The following is a 16674-nucleotide window of genomic DNA, read 5'->3' on the forward strand; positions in this document are numbered from 1 at the left end:
GAACTATGCCCTCGGACCGAAACGACTTACCTACCAGCGCTGACGTCTTTTCTGGCGCACAAAATATTGCCGGAACGATTCACCGAACCCCACTGATACGCTCCAGGCAACTGGATCGGTTGAGTGGTGCCAAGGTTTGGTTTAAATGTGAACATATGCAGAAAGTGGGTGCCTTCAAGGCGCGCGGTGCAGCCAATGCCCTGTCCCGGTTGCCGGAAGGGACGGTGGCAGTGGCAACCCACTCCTCTGGCAATCACGGTGCTGCCCTGGCCTGGGCCGCAGCAGAGCGTGGCTTGCCCTGTACCGTTGTGATGCCCGATACCGCACCCAGGGCGAAGCGCGCGGCGGTCGAGGGGTATGGTGCGATTATCGTTCCCTGTGGCCCGAGCCTGGCGGAGCGGGAGTCGACCCTGCAGGCGGTGGTGCAACAAACAGGCGCTCACATAGTGCCGCCTTATGATGACAGCCGAGTTATCGCCGGACAGGGCACGGTTGCCCTGGAAATTGTGCAGCAGTGCCGTGAACAGGGCTTTACACCGGACGTAATTCTGGCGCCTGTCGGTGGGGGTGGTTTGCTCGCGGGTATCGGCCTGGCAATGGCGGCATTGGCCCCTGATATGCTGGTTATTGGTGCCGAGCCCGCCGGTGCGGATGATGCCCAGCGTTCACTGCGTGGCGGTGTGCATATTACCAGCCATCAACCGCAGACAATTGCCGATGGCCTGCGTACAACACTCGGGCGCAGGAACTATACGATCATTCGCCGCACAGTGCGGGATATTGTGACAGTATCAGAAAATGGTATTGTGCGGGCCATGCGACTGTTATGGACCCGCACCAAACAACTGGTGGAGCCCTCCGCCGCGGTGGGCTTCGCTGCAGTACTGGAACACGGGGCCCGCTTTCGCAATAAACATATCGCAATTGTCTTGACGGGCGGCAACCTGGATCTGGACAAGGTCTCCGGGCTGTTGGCCACTGTGGGAGAGTAACAATGGGGATTTTGGCTATGCACTTTGGATTTTGCCGTTTAGCTTGCTGCAAACTCGCCAAGGGTCTTGTGGCGTCAGCACTTTTACTGGTGGCTGTGATATCCCATGCCGGCCAGTTGACGCTGTCATCCAGTTCCCTCAGCCCCGGGCAGAAAATGCCGCTGGCGCAAGTCTATGGCGGTTGTGGTGGGGAAAACCTGTCTCCCCAGCTCAGCTGGAAAGGGGCCCCAGAAGGCACTAAAAGTTACGCGGTCATGGTATACGATCCGGATGCACCCACGGGCAGTGGCTGGTGGCACTGGGTGGTGTTCAATATTCCCGCGGATACCACCAGCCTTCCGGAGGGTGCCGGCGACCTGAAAAACGGTTTGATCCCGGAAGCGATCCAGGTCAGTAATGACTATGGGAGCCTGGGATATGGCGGTGCCTGCCCGCCCAAAGGGCACGGCGATCACCGTTATCGCTTCCGGGTATTTGCCTTAAAGGTGGAGTCATTGCCGCTGGATGAAAATGCTTCACCGGCCAAGGTGGGCTTTCATGTGAATGCAAATAAACTGGCCGAGGCTGAGCTTGAGGTGCTGTGGGGGCACTAACCGTGCAGTGTCAAATACGGTGCCTGGAGCTTAACACCTTCTTAAAGAAGCGATAAATTATGACGCACGAAACGGTCAGGGAAGCGTTATTCAATCGGCGTATGCTGATCTGTATCGGCATAGGCTTTTCCTCGGGGATGCCATTTTATGTACTGATACAATTGGTACCGGCCTGGCTGCGTTCCGAAGGGGTGGACCTGGCAACCATCGGCATTTTTGCCCTGCTGGGACTGCCCTACACCTGGAAATTTCTCTGGTCGCCGCTCATGGAGCGATACGCCTTTCCCATCCTGGGACGACGGCGCGGCTGGATGCTGGTGATGCAGCTCCTGCTGATTGTTTGTATTGGTGCACTGGGGATGTTCAGTCCCCAATTCAGTATCTTGACCATTGCGGCACTGTGCCTTGGTGTCGCCTTTTTCAGTGCCAGCCAGGATATCGTATTGGATGCCTTTCGCCGGGAAATCCTCCCGGACCGGGAACTGGGACTGGGTAACTCTTTTTATGCGAATGCCTATCGGATTTCCGGTCTGATACCCGGTTCCCTGAGCCTCATCCTGTCGGATCACCTGGCCTGGAATCAGGTATTTTGGGTAACCGCAGCGTTTATGCTAATTGCCGTCTTTATGACACTGGCGGTCGATGAACCGAAACATCCGGCCGCGCGGCCGGGCACACTTCGCGATGCCATAGTGTTACCGTTTGTGGAGTTTTTCAATCGCAACGGTGTCAAGCATGCGCTTTTGGTGCTGGCCTTTATGTTCCTGTACAAGCTCGGCGACAACATGGCTACGGCACTGGCCACCCCCTACTACCTGGATATGGGGTACTCCAAGACAGATATTGGTATTGTGGCTAAAAATGCCGGTCTATGGCCAGCCGCCATCGGTGGTTTTTTTGGAGGTCTGCTAATCGTCCGGATTGGCATCAATAAATGCCTGTGGATTTTCGGCGTTGTTCAGTTTCTATCGATATTTGGCTTTATGATCTTGTCCGAGGTCAATGGGGATCTGGTGGGAACACCGGGCTTCAACCCCAGCCTATGGCTTTTAGCCGTCGTTATTGCCTTTGAGTATTTGGGGGTTGGGCTGGGCACAGCGGTACTCATCGCCTTTCTCGCCCGCACAACCAGTAAATTGCACACTGCCACACAGTTTGCTTTGTTCAGTGCCTTGACCCTGTTGCCGAGAACGCTTGTGAATGCTTCAACGGGCTTTCTTGTGGAGTCCATGGGATGGACCAATTTCTTTTTGTTGTGTGCTGCCCTGGCGGTTCCGGGAATGCTGTTGCTGTTCACCGTCGCCCCCTGGAGTGGTAATGGTGAGGAGGCATAGAGGCTCCGAAGGATGCATATGGGCGCACAGGTATCCCTTCTCGGCAGATTGCGCCAGGATGGCAGCCGGGTCCGTTATTTCCGTTGCTTTTATGGGTGCCAGCGGTATCTGGCCATATCCACCCGGCCTTTCAGGAAGGTGATGCCCTCATTTTCCAGGCGCCTGCGTTGACGGGAGGCGCCGGGCTCCGGCAATGAGATTCGCCCCTGCGCATTGATAACCCTGTGCCAGGGCAGTCGCGTGTCCTTGGGTAGCTTGCGCAACAGCCCACCAGCCAGGCGGGCCGCTCGGGGGTAGCCGGCCATCTCGGCCAGATCACCATAAGTGACCACTCGACCACTGGGGATAGCGTTCAGAACCCGACATATTCTGGAGAGCGCGCTGTTTTCGACTGATGGGGTGTTGGATGGGGTAGATGCTGGCACAAAAACCTCAAGTTTCGGCTTTTTATCGTATAGTAGGTATGGGTTTGTCGAAATGGCAGCGACAAATTTTCTAACCGGATACCAGAATAAGCTGATACACGGGCACCTGCCACAAGACTGCAGGTTGCCATAGCGTGTCACATTATTCCAATTGTGGCATCATTGCACTACTAAAACAGATGTTTCCAGGCAGTTACCACTGCTGGTTATTTTAGAAACTTCAAGGTTCCTCCTGTGGTTTTATCGACACGGTTTTCCAGGCTTTGCATACACATATCCCTCTGTTTGGCACCTTTACAGGTTCTGGCCGGTGTACTCACGCTCGAAAATGGCGATCGTATCCAGGGCACATTGGTACTGGTGGATAAAAACCAGGTGGTGTGGAAATCCGAGACCTTTGGCGAGGTCAAGGTGGATAAAAGCCAAGTTGTTTCGATGGATATTGATACCGACCTGAAAATTGCCGGGCGCGAGGGGCCCTGCACGCTGGCGGGACACCGCCAGGAACGCTGGGAACTTTACTGCGCTGCGGGGGAAGGCTGGTTTATTGATTTTCTGGGCGTGGAGCGCGCAGAGCCCTACACCTACTTTGTCAACAACCCGGTGGTTTTCCACGGTGGTGTCAGTGCTGGCGGAGTGTTTGAGCGGGGCAACCGCGAACGCGAAGACCTGGATGCAAATATCAATCTGGACGTGCGCCACGGGGACTTCCATCACTTGATTGGCGCCCTCTACCGGAGTCAGGGCAGTGAGGAGGAGGATGCACTGGAAAAATACCAGCTGACCTATGGGCTGCGATGGATTTTTGCAGAAAAGTGGTTTGCTGCGGCAAACAGTGCATTGGAGCGTGAGGAAGCCAGAAATCTGGACCTGGGGACAAAGATGGGCCTCGGTCTCGGTTATCTGTTTTACGATACAGACAAGACAGGATTCTCTCTGGAGGGCGGTGTCAGCAGCCTGCAGGAAGAGTTTATCGATGAAGCGCTGAGCGAAGACCAGGATGACCGTTATGTGGCGGGGCGCCTGGCCTTGAATTATCGCTATAAATTTTCTATGGGGCCGGAAGTTTATTTTGACCAGGAAACCCTGCAATCACTCGATCACAGCGATGACTACCAGGCGAATGCCAAAGTGGGCATGCGCACTCCCCTGGTGGAGGGGGTATTGATGGAAATTGGCTATCACTGGCGGTACGACAATACCCCATCTTTACAAAGCCAAAAAGAAGACACCCGGGTGACTGTGGGTGTTGGATACCAATGGTAGCGCCCTGCGGCATAGGGCTCCGCCTTGCAGTGTGAAATGCACCTTTCGGAATACAGTATTTATTTAACAACCAAACAGGCCGTCTGGGCGAAGCGGTGCGGAATGAATCCGCCGCTGGCACCAGGCCGGCACCCGCGCTTGAAAGATAAGCAGTTCCGTACAGGTCAGCGGTATTTCAAGGGTGTTAATCAGGCTGAGCTTAAAAGACTGATTGGATCACGGGAAAACCAGAAATTAGAAATAAGGAATTCAATATGCAAATTGCCGACAGCATAGTGGCGATTACTGGCGCGGGCCAGGGGTTGGGACGTGCAATGGCCTTGTACCTGGCGGAGCGCGGTGCCCGTCTGGCGCTGATTGATGTTAATGCAGCGGGATTGGAACACAGTGTTTCTTCCTGTAAAAAATTCGCGGCAGAAGTGCGCAGTTATGACATTAATGTGGCCAATGAAGAGGCGGTGGATACCGGCTTCAGCCAAATTGCCCAGGACTTTGGCGGCCTGCAGGTATTGATTAATAACGCCGGTATTATGCGTGATAGCATGCTACTCAAGTGCAAGGAGGGTAAGGTCACCGATCGCATGTCCCTCTCCCAGTGGCAGTCGGTCATTGATGTAAACCTGACTGGCGTTTTCCTCTGTGGCCGCGCTGCCGCAGGTATTATGGCCGAGAGTGGCGAAGGCGGCGTGGTGATTAATATTTCCAGTTTGTCCCGGGCCGGCAATATGGGGCAGACAAACTACTCCGCGAGTAAGGCAGGGGTTGCGGCCATGACAGTAACCTGGGCCCGCGAGTTGGCCCGCTACGGCGTGCGTGTCGCTGCCATTGCACCGGGCTTTATTGGCACAGAGATGGTCGCGCAAATGCGCCCGGAGATTCTGCAGGGCTTGGTCAAGCAAGTGCCTTTACGCCGCCTGGGGGAGCAGGAGGAAATTGCCTCCACTGTGGCTTTTATCCTTGAAAATGACTTCGTTACCGGCCGTGTGCTGGATATTGATGGCGGTGCCCGGATCTGATCGCCGGAGTTTGTAAGTATTGGACTCTGCAGCCTTCGGGCTGCCTGGCTGCTGCTGGATAGGGGGAAGTGGTTGCTGATCACAGCCTTGCACTCGTCATCGGAAACCAGGCAGCGCCTGTGAGCAGTTTGTTGGCTGCAACGCTTGATTGTACAATTGTTTTGACTCATTCACAGCTTTCATGAAAAGCTCAGGACTATCAACGCCTAAATAGATTCTCTTTACATCTCCTTGGGGCTGAACAAGTTGAATCACAATATTTGGGGTTCCTGAGTAATTGTATCTTTTTACAAATCTGGAGCGCGGTATAAAACAATAGCACTTGGCAATGCTGCAAATATTACTCAGGGGTATTTTGCGTGGCTCGTAGATGCCATAACGAATAACCAGGCTGTCCCTGGTCAGAGAGATAGGCCTTCTGGATACTGCTTTGTACTCAGCAATAAAGAAGATCAGGCCAAATGCTGTCAATGCTGTAACTATGCAAGCTGCAAAAGGTGTCCAAATAAAGTGTAGTAATACATGCACGAATGGCAATTCCAGTGCTATCAGGATAATGAAGCCTTTTAGAGTGCTTTGAGCGCCATCCTTTTTGTGGTAGCTAAACTGCTTTTCGCCGTGAAAATGGGAAATAGTAATGCCGCTGGAAAAAAGGGCATAGACCCACATGCGTGCCTCAAAGGTTAATAACCTGGCAACAAGAGTGTCACCCCACATACGTTTAATGGGTTGTGAAATGGCAAGCTCGGGGTTTACCTCTTGGTTGAGAGAGGATTTTATTGCCAGATAAACTGTAGTTATGGTCGCGAGTTCAAACAAGAGAAAGGCCATCAGAATCAAATAGCGGCCCGCTTCAAAATATGGCCAGATAATTTTACTTTCTTGCGGAATAATGTAACTGCCAATCAAGATAACAAGACAGCACATAAGTGCAGCTTTGAGTGCCGCCTCTTTTTTATCTTTGAGGCAAATGAAACATAGTATCGGTAACGCCAAAAGGCCATCGGTCAGGTATAGCCACTCAAAGTTTGCTGTCCCAAATTCATTGAGGCTATTGTTGCCTTGGTAATAAAAACCCCAGAATGCAGAAATATAAATCAGGAAAAAAAGTGGCAGTTTCTGTTTGTGCGTAGTATCCAATAGGATTCTCCTGAGGCATTTTAAATAAGAGTGTAATAATTCTGTATAACCGTTCCTGCCAGTTGCTTATTAATAATCGGTGGGGCAGTCGCCGAACCCGGTCTTAAAATGGTTCAATACCGGCTTTAAGTTATGGATCGGCATCGTCCATTTTTCCCGACGGCTTGCATCGGCAAGTACATTATTTTCTTTGATTGAGAGCTACTTTTACCGCAAAGAAATACCTATAGCTGAGGCTTGATATATGAAGCCAGGTTGTTGTCTCGGTGATCTTGATAGATGGTAGTGAAGTTGGTCTGTCAACTCAAGTTGTCCATTCATTGGGTAATTGATTTCTCTTTAACTGAATGCATCGAGAAATATAGGCGCCCAAATTATCTTATTGGATTTTATTCAGTTTTATTTCGTGTCAAACCTGGATAAAATCGGCAGACTTCTATCAGCATGTTGGGCTAGGGCTAGGGCTAGGGCTAGGGCTAGGGCTAGGGCTAGGGCTAGGGCTAGGGCTAGGGCTAGGGCTAAGCAAGCTTCTGTAAAGTCCATGCCTTAAGCAAGACCCAAGAATTTTCAACAAGATTCACCCCTTCAACAGGAGAACGGTAGCGTGACCTAAGAATAAATAAAAGGCGCTGACCCAAGGTGCAGCAACACCAGGGGCCAGCTAACCAAATTGATAACAGACCTATCAAAATGGCTATATGGATAATACGCTAGGTACCCGCTCATCTTCAATAAAGTGGTGTCCACTCAGGAGCTTGGTGCGTTTCCCCTGGCCCTGGGAGCGTTGCGTCCGCCTTTTCTGTTTTACCGCCTACCGTTCCCGCGCCCCGCCCTCCCGGCAAAAGTCACTCTCCAAGCTTCCCCATCACGGCATGCCTACCCAGGGCTTGCGTATCAGTAGGAAACGAATATGTTGATCTTGAAGCGCCGAACTGGCGAAAACCTAAGAATTGGTACAAATGTCTCAGTTACAGTATTGGAGGTGAAGGGGAGTCAGGTAAAGATAGGAATCGATGCCCCCAAAACCCTCCCTGTCCACCGTGAAGAAATCTACGTGCGCATTGAAAAGGAACGGAAGACAGACCGTGGAGCTCGTTAAGCAGTGGATTCTTTAAGGGGGGCGGTCTCGCCGGGGGCCTCCGCCCCTGGGGATCAGGATAGATTCACGGGTTTGAATACTGTTCAGGAAGCGGCATTGACTGCACTAGATTCTTTATTTCAGTAAGTTGGACTTTCGTATATCCGGTTTTTGCGCAGCGCGGTAAATCAGCGCAATCTTGCCAATCTCCTGCACCAGTTCGCAAGAGGATTGTTCACAGAGTGCGTCCACCATCTGATGGCGCTCCTCGCGGTTGGCGATCATCAGTTTGACCTTGATCAGCTCGTGATCCTCAAGCGCCCGATCCAGTTCCTCTCTCACGCCCTCGCTGAGCCCGTTGCCGGCTATGGTCACTACCGGCTTGAGGTTGTGGCCCAGGGTGCGCAGTGCTTTTTTGCGGTGGGCGGTTAAAGGCATACAATACTCCATTACCACTTGGTGGATATCGATGTGGGAGCGGTCGCAGATCGCAGTCCTCGCCAGCAGCTGCGTGGCGAGCCAGATCGCGGCCTGGGGCCGCTTTAACATTTAGCTGTAGTTGATGTGTAGGTATTGTACCCGATGGGCCGATCCAAGAGCAGCCACCGCTGGCTGCGTGAACATTTTAATGACCATTACGTCAAGCAGTCCCTGAAGGAGGGCTACCGCTCCCGTGCCAGCTATAAGCTGCAGGAGCTGCAAAACAAGGACCGCCTATTCAAACCGGGCATGACGGTTGTCGACCTGGGGGCGGCGCCGGGGGGGTGGTCTCAGGTAGCAGTGGCGCTGGTGGGGCACAAAGGCCGGGTTTTGGCGTCTGATATACTGCCGATGGACCCACTGGCCGGTGTGGACTTTATTCAGGGTGATTTTACCGAGGCGTCGGTGCTTACCCAGCTGTTACAGCATCTTGGCGAGGAGATGGCCGACCTTGTGATTTCTGATATGGCCCCCAATATGAGTGGGATACGCGATGTGGATCAGCCTGCCTCTATGTATCTGGTGGAGCTGGCCGTGGATTTGGCGCGCCAGGTATTGAAGCCGGGTGGCGCTTTTGTCGCTAAGGTTTTTCAGGGCGAGGGGTTCGATACGCTGATCCGCGACCTGCGAGCCAGTTACAACAGTGTTGTGACCCGTAAGCCCGGCGCCTCCAGGCCCCGCTCCCGCGAGGTGTATGTGGTGGCACGGGGATTCAAGGGCGGCTAGGGCAGGGCGTATTTCGGGTCTGCACGTCTGGTATGGTATAAGCAAATCCTGTATCGGCGGTTCGGGCTGTTGCCCTCCGCGCCTATACTGGTTTGAACCGGTATTGATGCAGCGGGTGTTGCCGAAATAGGCGGTTATTGAGTGCGAAAGCGAGAGGGCTATCCCTTTGAATGATATGGCGAAGAACCTGGTACTGTGGTTGGTCATCGCAGCGGTGCTGCTGATGGTGTTTCAGAACTTCAAACCACAATCCCGGGATGAGGCTCTCAGCTATTCCGACTTTGTTCAGGATGTGCAGTCGGGCCAGATAAAAAGTGTGATTGTGGATGGCCTGGTAATTACTGGCGAGAAGGCCGATGGCAGCCGTTTCAAGACCATACAGCCGCAAATTATAGATGATGAATTGACCAATGAACTGGTGCGCAGCAATGTCCAGTTCATTGGGCGCGAACCGGAATCCCCGAGTATCTGGCAACAACTGCTGGTTGCCAGCTTCCCGATTCTGATCATTATTGCCGTATTTATGTTCTTTATGCGCCAGATGCAGGGGGGGGCCGGCGGGCGGTCCGGCCCGATGGCCTTTGGTAAGAGCAAGGCACGCCTCCTGGGTGAGGATCAGATCAAGACGACTTTCGCCGATGTGGCGGGTGTGGATGAGGCCAAGGAGGAAGTCCAGGAGCTGGTGGAGTTCCTGCGCGATCCCACCAAATTCCAGCGCCTGGGCGGCAATATCCCCCGCGGAGTACTGATGTGTGGTCCTCCCGGTACCGGTAAGACCCTGCTCGCCAAGGCGATTGCCGGTGAGGCCAAGGTGCCTTTCTTCTCTATTTCCGGCTCCGACTTCGTGGAGATGTTTGTGGGCGTGGGCGCCTCCCGTGTACGGGATATGTTTGAGCAGGCCAAGAAGCAGGCGCCCTGTATTATTTTTATTGATGAAATTGATGCCGTTGGCCGGCACCGGGGTGCCGGTGTCGGTGGTGGCCATGACGAACGAGAGCAGACCCTGAATCAGCTGCTGGTTGAGATGGACGGCTTTGAAGGCAATGAAGGGGTAATCGTGATTGCCGCCACCAATCGGCCGGATGTGCTCGACCACGCCCTGTTGCGTCCCGGTCGGTTCGACCGCCAGGTGTTCGTGGGCCTGCCGGATATCCGTGGCCGTGAACAGATCCTTAAGGTGCATATGCGCAAGGTACCGATGGATGACAAGGTGAATGCGCAGACAATCGCACGGGGAACGCCTGGTTTTTCCGGTGCAGACCTGGCCAACCTGGTCAATGAGGCAGCCCTGTTTGCCGCCCGTGCCAACAAGCGCACCGTTACCATGGACGAATTCGAACACGCCCGTGACAAGATCATGATGGGCGCTGAGCGCAAGTCCATGGTCATGAGCGAAAAGGAAAAGATAAATACCGCTTACCACGAGGCGGGCCATGCGATTATCGGTCGCCTGGTGCCTGAGCATGACCCGGTGCATAAAGTCACCATTATCCCCCGTGGCCGCGCTTTGGGTTTAACCCAATTCCTGCCGGAAGAGGACAAATACAGCCTCTCCAAGCGCGCCATTGAATCGCAGCTGTGCTCTTTGTTTGGCGGTCGTATTGCCGAGGAAATAACCCTGGGTGTCGACGGCGTTACTACCGGTGCCTCCAACGATATTGAGCGCGCCACCGACCTTGCGCGCAATATGGTCACCAAGTGGGGGCTCTCTGAGAAACTGGGACCGCTACATTACGGTGAAGACGAGAGCGGTCAGCCCAGACACAGCAATCCGGTGTCCGGCAAGACCACTTACGAAATTGAGGCGGAAGTGCGCCGCATTATTGATAGCTGCTACGAACGGGCCGGCAATCTGCTGGAGGAAAACCGGGATATCCTTGAAGCGATGAAAGATGCACTGATGGAATATGAAACCCTGGATGCCGAGCAGGTAGATGATCTGATGGCACGCCGTAAGGTTCGCCCGCCAAAAGATTGGCAGGACAATAACTTTGGTTCCGGCGGCAGCAGCTCTACTACTGAAAAAGACGCCAAAGAACCTTCCGCTGAGACCGATAAGAGCAACCCCGTGGGTGGCCCACTGAACGGCCACTGATTTTCAGGCGGGAAACCCCGAAGGAAATACAGACGGAATGCCCGGCAGGAATTGAGGCGCTAGCCTATTCTGCCCCGGCATTCCGTTTTTTTTACTTTGCATATGAACATTACCTTTGGAAAATACACCCTGGATTTGGCCACACCCGTTGTGATGGGTGTGCTGAATGCAACCCCGGACTCTTTTTCTGATGGTGGCAGCTACTATACCGCTGGGCACCTGGACTTGTCCCTGGTGCTGCGCCGTGCCGGGCAGATGTTGGGCGAGGGGGCTGCAATCATTGATGTGGGGGGGGAATCCACCCGCCCCGGTGCCGCACCGGTATCCGAACAGGAAGAGATGGACAGGGTGGTGCCGGTGGTGGAGGCTATCTGTGCGAATTTTGCCGCTATCGTTTCGGTCGATACCAGCACACCTGCGGTGATGCGGGCATCCGCCGCTGTGGGCGCCGGATTGATTAACGATGTGCGGGCTCTGGAGCGCCCCGGCGCTCTGGAGGCGGCGGCTGAAACAGGCTTGCCCATTTGCCTGATGCATATGCAGGGGCAGCCAGGCACCATGCAAAGCGCCCCTTCCTACGCCGATGTGGTGGTGGAGGTGGCTGACTATTTAAACAGCCGGGTAAGTGCCTGTGAAGCTCAAGGCATAGCCCGGCAGCGTCTGATCCTGGACCCGGGTTTCGGTTTTGGTAAGTCCGATGCGCACAATCTGGCGCTGCTGCGCAGCCTGTCACAGCTGGCTCCAGCAGGGGTGCCCATACTGGCCGGGCTGTCACGCAAGTCCATGATTGGCCGCCTGTTGCAGCGGGAAGTGGATCAACGCCTACCCGGCAGTCTTGCACTGGCCATGCTCGCCGCCCAGCGAGGGGCAAGGATTTTGCGGGTGCACGATGTGGCTGAGACAGTCGATGTACTGCGCTTGCGGCAAATGGTGGATTGCGGAGCCTAAGGAGCTTTGCCAGCTCAGCTACCCCGAGCCGCCGGGGTACTGTGGCTTTTGCCAGGCGCGTAAAAAGCGGCGAAATACATGATCGGGAAGATTTATGCAGAGAACGTATTTTGGCACCGACGGTATCCGAGGGCGTGTCGGTGAGGGTGCCATTACCCCGGATTTTATGTTGCGGCTGGGCTATGCCGCCGGCATGGTGTTGGGTAAATTACCGGGAGAGAAACGTCCGGGGCGCCCCAATATCCTGATTGGCAAGGATACCCGGGTGTCGGGCTATATGTTCGAGGCGGCGCTGGAAGCGGGCCTGATTAACGCCGGCGTGGATGTCGGGCTGCTCGGCCCGATGCCCACGCCGGCCATTGCCTATCTCACGCGCACTTTCCATGCGCGCGCAGGTATTGTGATCAGCGCCTCGCACAACCCCTACCAGGATAACGGTATCAAATTTTTCAGTGCCACGGGCAGCAAGCTCCCCGATCAGGTTGAGCGGGAGATAGAAGCGGTGCTGGATCTACCAATGCAAACCGCACAAAATCTCGGCAAGGCACGGCGTATTGATGATGCAGCCGCACGGTATATTGAATTCTGTAAGGCTGCCACGCCCTGGGGGTTCTCCCTGGAGGGGCTCAGAATAGTTCTGGATTGCGCCAATGGAGCCACCTACCACATTGCCCCCAAGGTTTTCCGTGAACTGGGGGCCGAGGTCAGCGCTATCGGCATAAACCCCAATGGGCAGAATATCAATTTGGAGTGCGGTTCTACCAAACCCGAGCAGCTGCAGGGTGCCGTACTTGAACAAGGTGCTGATCTGGGGGTGGCTTTCGATGGGGATGGCGACCGGGTCTTACTTGTGGATCACAAGGGTGAACTGATTGACGGTGACCAATTGCTCTTTATGATCGCCTTGCACCAACAGGAGTACCTGGGTGGATGCAAGGGGGTCATCGGTACTCTGATGAGCAACTATGGTTTCGAGCTGGCCCTGGGCGAGCGCAGCATTCCATTTGCGCGTGCCAACGTTGGTGATCGCTATGTATTAGAGAAAATGCAGGCCAATGGCTGGCTGCTTGGCGGGGAGTCTTCCGGCCATATTATCTGTGCCGACGCCTCTACTACCGGGGATGGTATTGTTGCCGCACTTCGGGTATTGCGGGCACTGTCCGACTTTGGCGAGCCCTTGCACCAGTTGAAGGCGCGTATGAAAATGCTTCCTCAGCACATGGTGAATGTGCGACTCAGGCATCGGGACGGTGTGCTTGATCATCCAGATGTAGAAACCGCGGTCAGTGATGCAGAGCGGCAACTGGCCCGCAGTGGCCGGGTATTACTGCGCCCCTCCGGCACCGAACCCCTGATTCGGGTGATGGTTGAAGGGCGTGACCACGTTCAGGTGGAGCAGCTGGCAAAACATATTGCCTCCGTGGTGGAGCGGATTGGGAACAGCTGATATAGGCTGGGGGCACAAGGGAAGCTGGCCTCTGACGATGGGGAACCAAGCCGGACATTTTGGGTTGTATGTTGGCGGGATTGCCGCTAAGATTTGCGCCCCTTGAAGGAGCCCAGATGCGAATATCGCTGGTAGCAGCCAACTGGAAGATGAACGGCAATCGTGCCTTTGCCGAGCGTTTTTTCACTGACCTCGAGTTGGGGGACGTCTCCGCTGATGTTGTGGTATGCCCGCCCTTTCCCTACCTCTCTCAGGCTGCCCAGGCCGCGGAGAAAAAAGGCAGTTTTAAAGTGGGTGGGCAAAACCTCAGCCATGAGCCCGATGGGGCTTTTACCGGTGAGGTTTCCGCGCGTATGTTATTGGACTGCGATGCCCGTTATGTCATTGTCGGGCATTCCGAGCGGCGCGGCCTCTACGGTGAGACCAGCGAGCTGGTTGCAAAAAAATTTGTAGCCGCGCAAGCGGCAAACTTGATCCCCATTCTCTGTGTGGGTGAAACCCTGCAAGAGCGGGATCAAGGGCGCACTCTGGAAGTGGTCGCCTCTCAGTTACAGGCAGTGAAAGCGGTGATTGAAGAGAAGGCCTGGGAATGCTCGGTTGTGGCCTACGAGCCGGTGTGGGCCATAGGCACAGGCAAAACGGCCTCTCCTGAAGAGGCGCAAAATGTGCATAAGTTTATTCGTACTCAAATGGGTGATGTTGGCCTCACAGTACGAATTTTGTATGGCGGTAGTGTAAAATCCGCCAATGCCAGTGCACTGTTCGCACAGGCTGATATTGATGGCGCCCTTGTAGGTGGAGCTTCACTCGATGCGAAGGAGTTCGCCGGGGTATGCCGCGCTGCTGTATAGTTACAGTAGATGAGATAAGAAATACTGAATAACGGGTTGGCAAACCCAGACAGAGAGTTTCCAGAAAATGGAAAAGTTAGTATTAATTGTACATGTTCTGATCGCGCTGAGTATTATCGGCCTGATTTTGCTGCAACAGGGCAAGGGCGCTGAAGCTGGTGCTTCTTTTGGTGCCGGTGCTTCGCAGACGGTTTTTGGCAGTCAGGGAAGTGGGAATTTCTTTTCGCATCTGACAGCGATTCTTGCGACAGTGTTTTTCGTCACCAGCTTTGGGCTGGCTATTTTGGCCCGCCAGGGTACAGAAGCCAATATAGACGCAGATCTGCCTCAGTTACCTGCTGCCGTTGAGCAGATTGGCCCGGCTACGGAGCTACCTGAGATCGAAAGTGATATCCCGCAGCTCGAAGCAGACCTGGAGGCCGGTGATGTTCCCCAGGTCCCTGAGCAAAGTAACGGTTCACAAGAGTCTCCGGCTGATCCAAAACCTGAAACAGAGGAACAGCAGTAAGATTTTTGCCCAGGTGGTGGAATTGGTAGACACGCTATCTTGAGGGGGTAGTGAGCTATGCTCGTGCGGGTTCAAGTCCCGCCCTGGGCACCACATCAAGATCCGAAGAAGTTCGGAATCATCCAGAAAGCCCCGTAAATCGGGGCTTTCTGCTATCTGGAGGTTACACAGTCCTCCGCTCTAGTTCATTGCCATCCGGTGCTATCTGGTGCTACCTCGGTTCAATTTAGAAACAGGTAGCACCACCAATGGCCCTTACAGATACACAAATCAAACAGGCCAAACCAAGCGACAAGGATCAGTGGCTTACAGATCAGCAGGGATTATGCTTAACCCTGAGCGAGTGCTAATCATTCGACCTCATTTGAATCCTGTTGAAGATGATGGAGAAAAGGGACTACTTAAGAGAAAGGCTGCTTAGCCCATGCCGTTTACTTTCTCTAAATAAGCAGTTGACCACGTGGTAAACAGTTAGTTTGCAGGGGGAGAACTCAAAGATTACTTGTGGCTTAAACTGGCTAACTTCTTATTGCGCTCTATTTACAACTCTGCGGATTAGAACATGTACAATCGTGTACTGTCCGCACAGGCACTCAAGCATTAAACAAAGTCTAGTCCAGTAGACGATGCTCCTTCGATGGTAAATTAATAGACACTAAAGTGTAGTGGCATAGTAAATTTGGCCACCTGACTTTGGGTGATAACATCACTCACAACGAAGATCAGGTGAATAAATGACCAGCACAAAAAGAAAATTTAGCCCAGAGTTCAAACTGGAGGCGGCTCAGCTAGTTGTTGACCAGGGGTACACGGTAAAGGCCGCGTGCGAAGCCATGGGCGTCAGCAAATCTACCATAGAGTCATGGGTGCGGAGAATCCGCTTAGAGCGAGGTGGTAAAACACCCAAAGGAAGCGCCCTGACGCCGGAGCAGCAACGCATATAGGAACTAGAGCGCAAGCTCAGACGTGTCGAAGAGGAGAAAGAAATCTTAAAAAAGGCTACAGCTCTCTTGATGTCGGACTCGCTGAACAATTCTCGATAATTGAGCGATTGCAGGAGAGCTACGCTGTTCAGCGCCTTTGTGAGGCGTTTGATATACACCGCAGCAGCTACCGGGTTTGGCGCGATAGGCCAACAGCTCCGAAGCCAGAAGAGCTTCAGTTACAGACCTTGGTGAAGGCCGCACATACAGTCAGTAACGGCTCAGCGGGAGCCCGGTCCATTGCCAAGATAGTGACGCAAAGTGGAACACCTCTCAGCCGATACCGTGCTGGCCGCAGGATGAAGCTGCTGGGGCTGGAAAGCACCCAGGTTCCTTCGCATGCGTATAAGAAGGCAGAGCAGCCCCATGTCGATATCCCGAACCTGCTGGACCGGAAATTCGACATTCAAGAACCGGATACTGAATCACCCCGGGTTTCTCGGAGGCTAACTTTCTTGAGAGAATTAGCCAATGAGCAAACAACCTGGATACTCCCCCGAAGTACGGGAACGCGCAGTTCGCATGGTGTTGACCGGCGAGCACGAGCATAAATCACGCTGGGCAGCGATTACATCTATCGCCTCCAAGATCGGCTGTACGCCTGAGACTCTACGATCATGGGTCAACAAGATAGAAGTCGATAACAGCACTAAGCCCGGCACCACTAGTGGTGCCGCAGCCCGCCTTAAAGAGCTGGAGCGCGAAGTCCGCGAGCTGAAGCGCGCTAACGAGATCTTGCGCAAGGCTGCCGCTTTTTTTGCCCAGGCGGAGCTCGACCGCAAACCGAAGTAA

15 protein-coding genes, 1 tRNA gene and 2 pseudogenes are annotated in these 16674 nt (G+C 54.0%); 15 read left to right on the forward strand and 3 right to left on the reverse strand.

The features are described from left to right. Positions 1-5: 5 nt before the first annotated feature. From ACL7TT_RS12140 to ACL7TT_RS12150, 3 genes are read left to right on the forward strand one after another with little or no spacing between them, the layout of a single operon-like run. Positions 6-992, forward strand: coding sequence for a threonine ammonia-lyase (locus ACL7TT_RS12140; RefSeq protein WP_413395722.1), 987 nt, complete (start codon positions 6-8; stop codon positions 990-992). A 2-nt stretch (positions 993-994) separates the two neighbouring features. Continuing rightward, positions 995-1585 carry a YbhB/YbcL family Raf kinase inhibitor-like protein gene (locus ACL7TT_RS12145; protein WP_413395724.1) on the forward strand — a complete coding sequence of 197 codons (591 nt, stop codon included), beginning with the start codon at positions 995-997 and terminating at the stop codon, positions 1583-1585. 59 nt (positions 1586-1644) lie between these two features. After that, positions 1645-2919: an AmpG family muropeptide MFS transporter gene (locus tag ACL7TT_RS12150; protein WP_413395726.1), complete on the forward strand. Its 1275-nt coding sequence runs from the start codon at positions 1645-1647 to the stop codon at positions 2917-2919. Between the two features lie 89 nt (positions 2920-3008). Here ACL7TT_RS12150 and ACL7TT_RS12155 read toward each other — a convergent pair whose 3' ends face one another. After that, positions 3009-3344, reverse strand: a complete 336-nt coding sequence (locus ACL7TT_RS12155) for an MGMT family protein (RefSeq protein ID WP_413395728.1) — start codon at positions 3342-3344, stop codon at positions 3009-3011. Between the two features lie 285 nt (positions 3345-3629). Between ACL7TT_RS12155 and ACL7TT_RS12160 the strand changes: the two genes are divergently transcribed. Both ACL7TT_RS12160 and ACL7TT_RS12165 read left to right on the forward strand, forming a co-directional pair. Beyond that, on the forward strand, positions 3630-4610 hold the full coding sequence (locus ACL7TT_RS12160; RefSeq protein WP_299944432.1) for a DUF481 domain-containing protein: 981 nt from the start codon (positions 3630-3632) through the stop codon (positions 4608-4610). A gap of 254 nt (positions 4611-4864) precedes the next feature. Next, positions 4865-5626 (forward strand): SDR family oxidoreductase, encoded by a 762-nt coding sequence (locus ACL7TT_RS12165; protein ID WP_413395730.1) that lies wholly within the window; start codon positions 4865-4867, stop codon positions 5624-5626. A gap of 96 nt (positions 5627-5722) precedes the next feature. Here ACL7TT_RS12165 and ACL7TT_RS12170 read toward each other — a convergent pair whose 3' ends face one another. Next, positions 5723-6766: a hypothetical protein gene (locus ACL7TT_RS12170; RefSeq protein WP_413395732.1), complete on the reverse strand. Its 1044-nt coding sequence runs from the start codon at positions 6764-6766 to the stop codon at positions 5723-5725. A gap of 910 nt (positions 6767-7676) precedes the next feature. On the opposite strand from ACL7TT_RS12170, the gene csrA reads away from it, so the two are divergent. Then, positions 7677-7865 carry a carbon storage regulator CsrA gene (gene csrA, locus ACL7TT_RS12175; protein WP_413395733.1) on the forward strand — a complete coding sequence of 63 codons (189 nt, stop codon included), beginning with the start codon at positions 7677-7679 and terminating at the stop codon, positions 7863-7865. 114 nt (positions 7866-7979) lie between these two features. Here csrA and yhbY read toward each other — a convergent pair whose 3' ends face one another. After that, entirely contained in the window at positions 7980-8282 is a 303-nt protein-coding gene (gene yhbY, locus ACL7TT_RS12180; RefSeq protein WP_413395735.1) for a ribosome assembly RNA-binding protein YhbY, read from the reverse strand. 144 nt (positions 8283-8426) lie between these two features. Between yhbY and rlmE the strand changes: the two genes are divergently transcribed. From rlmE to ACL7TT_RS12225, 9 genes and pseudogenes are all read left to right on the forward strand, one after another. Further along, entirely contained in the window at positions 8427-9050 is a 624-nt protein-coding gene (gene rlmE / locus ACL7TT_RS12185; protein ID WP_299944442.1) for a 23S rRNA (uridine(2552)-2'-O)-methyltransferase RlmE, read from the forward strand. Between the two features lie 175 nt (positions 9051-9225). Next, on the forward strand, positions 9226-11145 hold the full coding sequence (ftsH, locus tag ACL7TT_RS12190; protein WP_299944490.1) for an ATP-dependent zinc metalloprotease FtsH: 1920 nt from the start codon (positions 9226-9228) through the stop codon (positions 11143-11145). 102 nt (positions 11146-11247) lie between these two features. After that, a complete protein-coding gene (gene folP / locus ACL7TT_RS12195; protein ID WP_413395737.1) occupies positions 11248-12093 on the forward strand; it encodes a dihydropteroate synthase in 846 nt (281 codons plus the stop codon). A 94-nt stretch (positions 12094-12187) separates the two neighbouring features. Then, the gene (gene glmM, locus ACL7TT_RS12200; protein WP_413395738.1) at positions 12188-13540 is read left to right on the forward strand and encodes a phosphoglucosamine mutase; all 1353 of its coding nucleotides are present in this window, start codon (positions 12188-12190) and stop codon (positions 13538-13540) included. Between the two features lie 116 nt (positions 13541-13656). Continuing rightward, on the forward strand, positions 13657-14391 hold the full coding sequence (gene tpiA, locus ACL7TT_RS12205; RefSeq protein ID WP_413395740.1) for a triose-phosphate isomerase: 735 nt from the start codon (positions 13657-13659) through the stop codon (positions 14389-14391). 67 nt (positions 14392-14458) lie between these two features. Then, positions 14459-14899, forward strand: coding sequence for a preprotein translocase subunit SecG (gene secG, locus ACL7TT_RS12210; protein WP_299944450.1), 441 nt, complete (start codon positions 14459-14461; stop codon positions 14897-14899). A gap of 7 nt (positions 14900-14906) precedes the next feature. After that, positions 14907-14992 (forward strand) — tRNA-Leu (locus tag ACL7TT_RS12215). Positions 14993-15633: 641 nt separating this feature from the next. Further along, positions 15634-15962, forward strand: a pseudogene (locus ACL7TT_RS12220) (transposase); the annotation flags it as partial. A gap of 391 nt (positions 15963-16353) precedes the next feature. Further along, a pseudogene (locus tag ACL7TT_RS12225) lies at positions 16354-16674 on the forward strand (transposase); the annotation flags it as partial.

Source organism: Microbulbifer jejuensis (genome assembly GCF_047289955.1).
Classification (GTDB): domain Bacteria; phylum Pseudomonadota; class Gammaproteobacteria; order Pseudomonadales; family Cellvibrionaceae; genus Microbulbifer.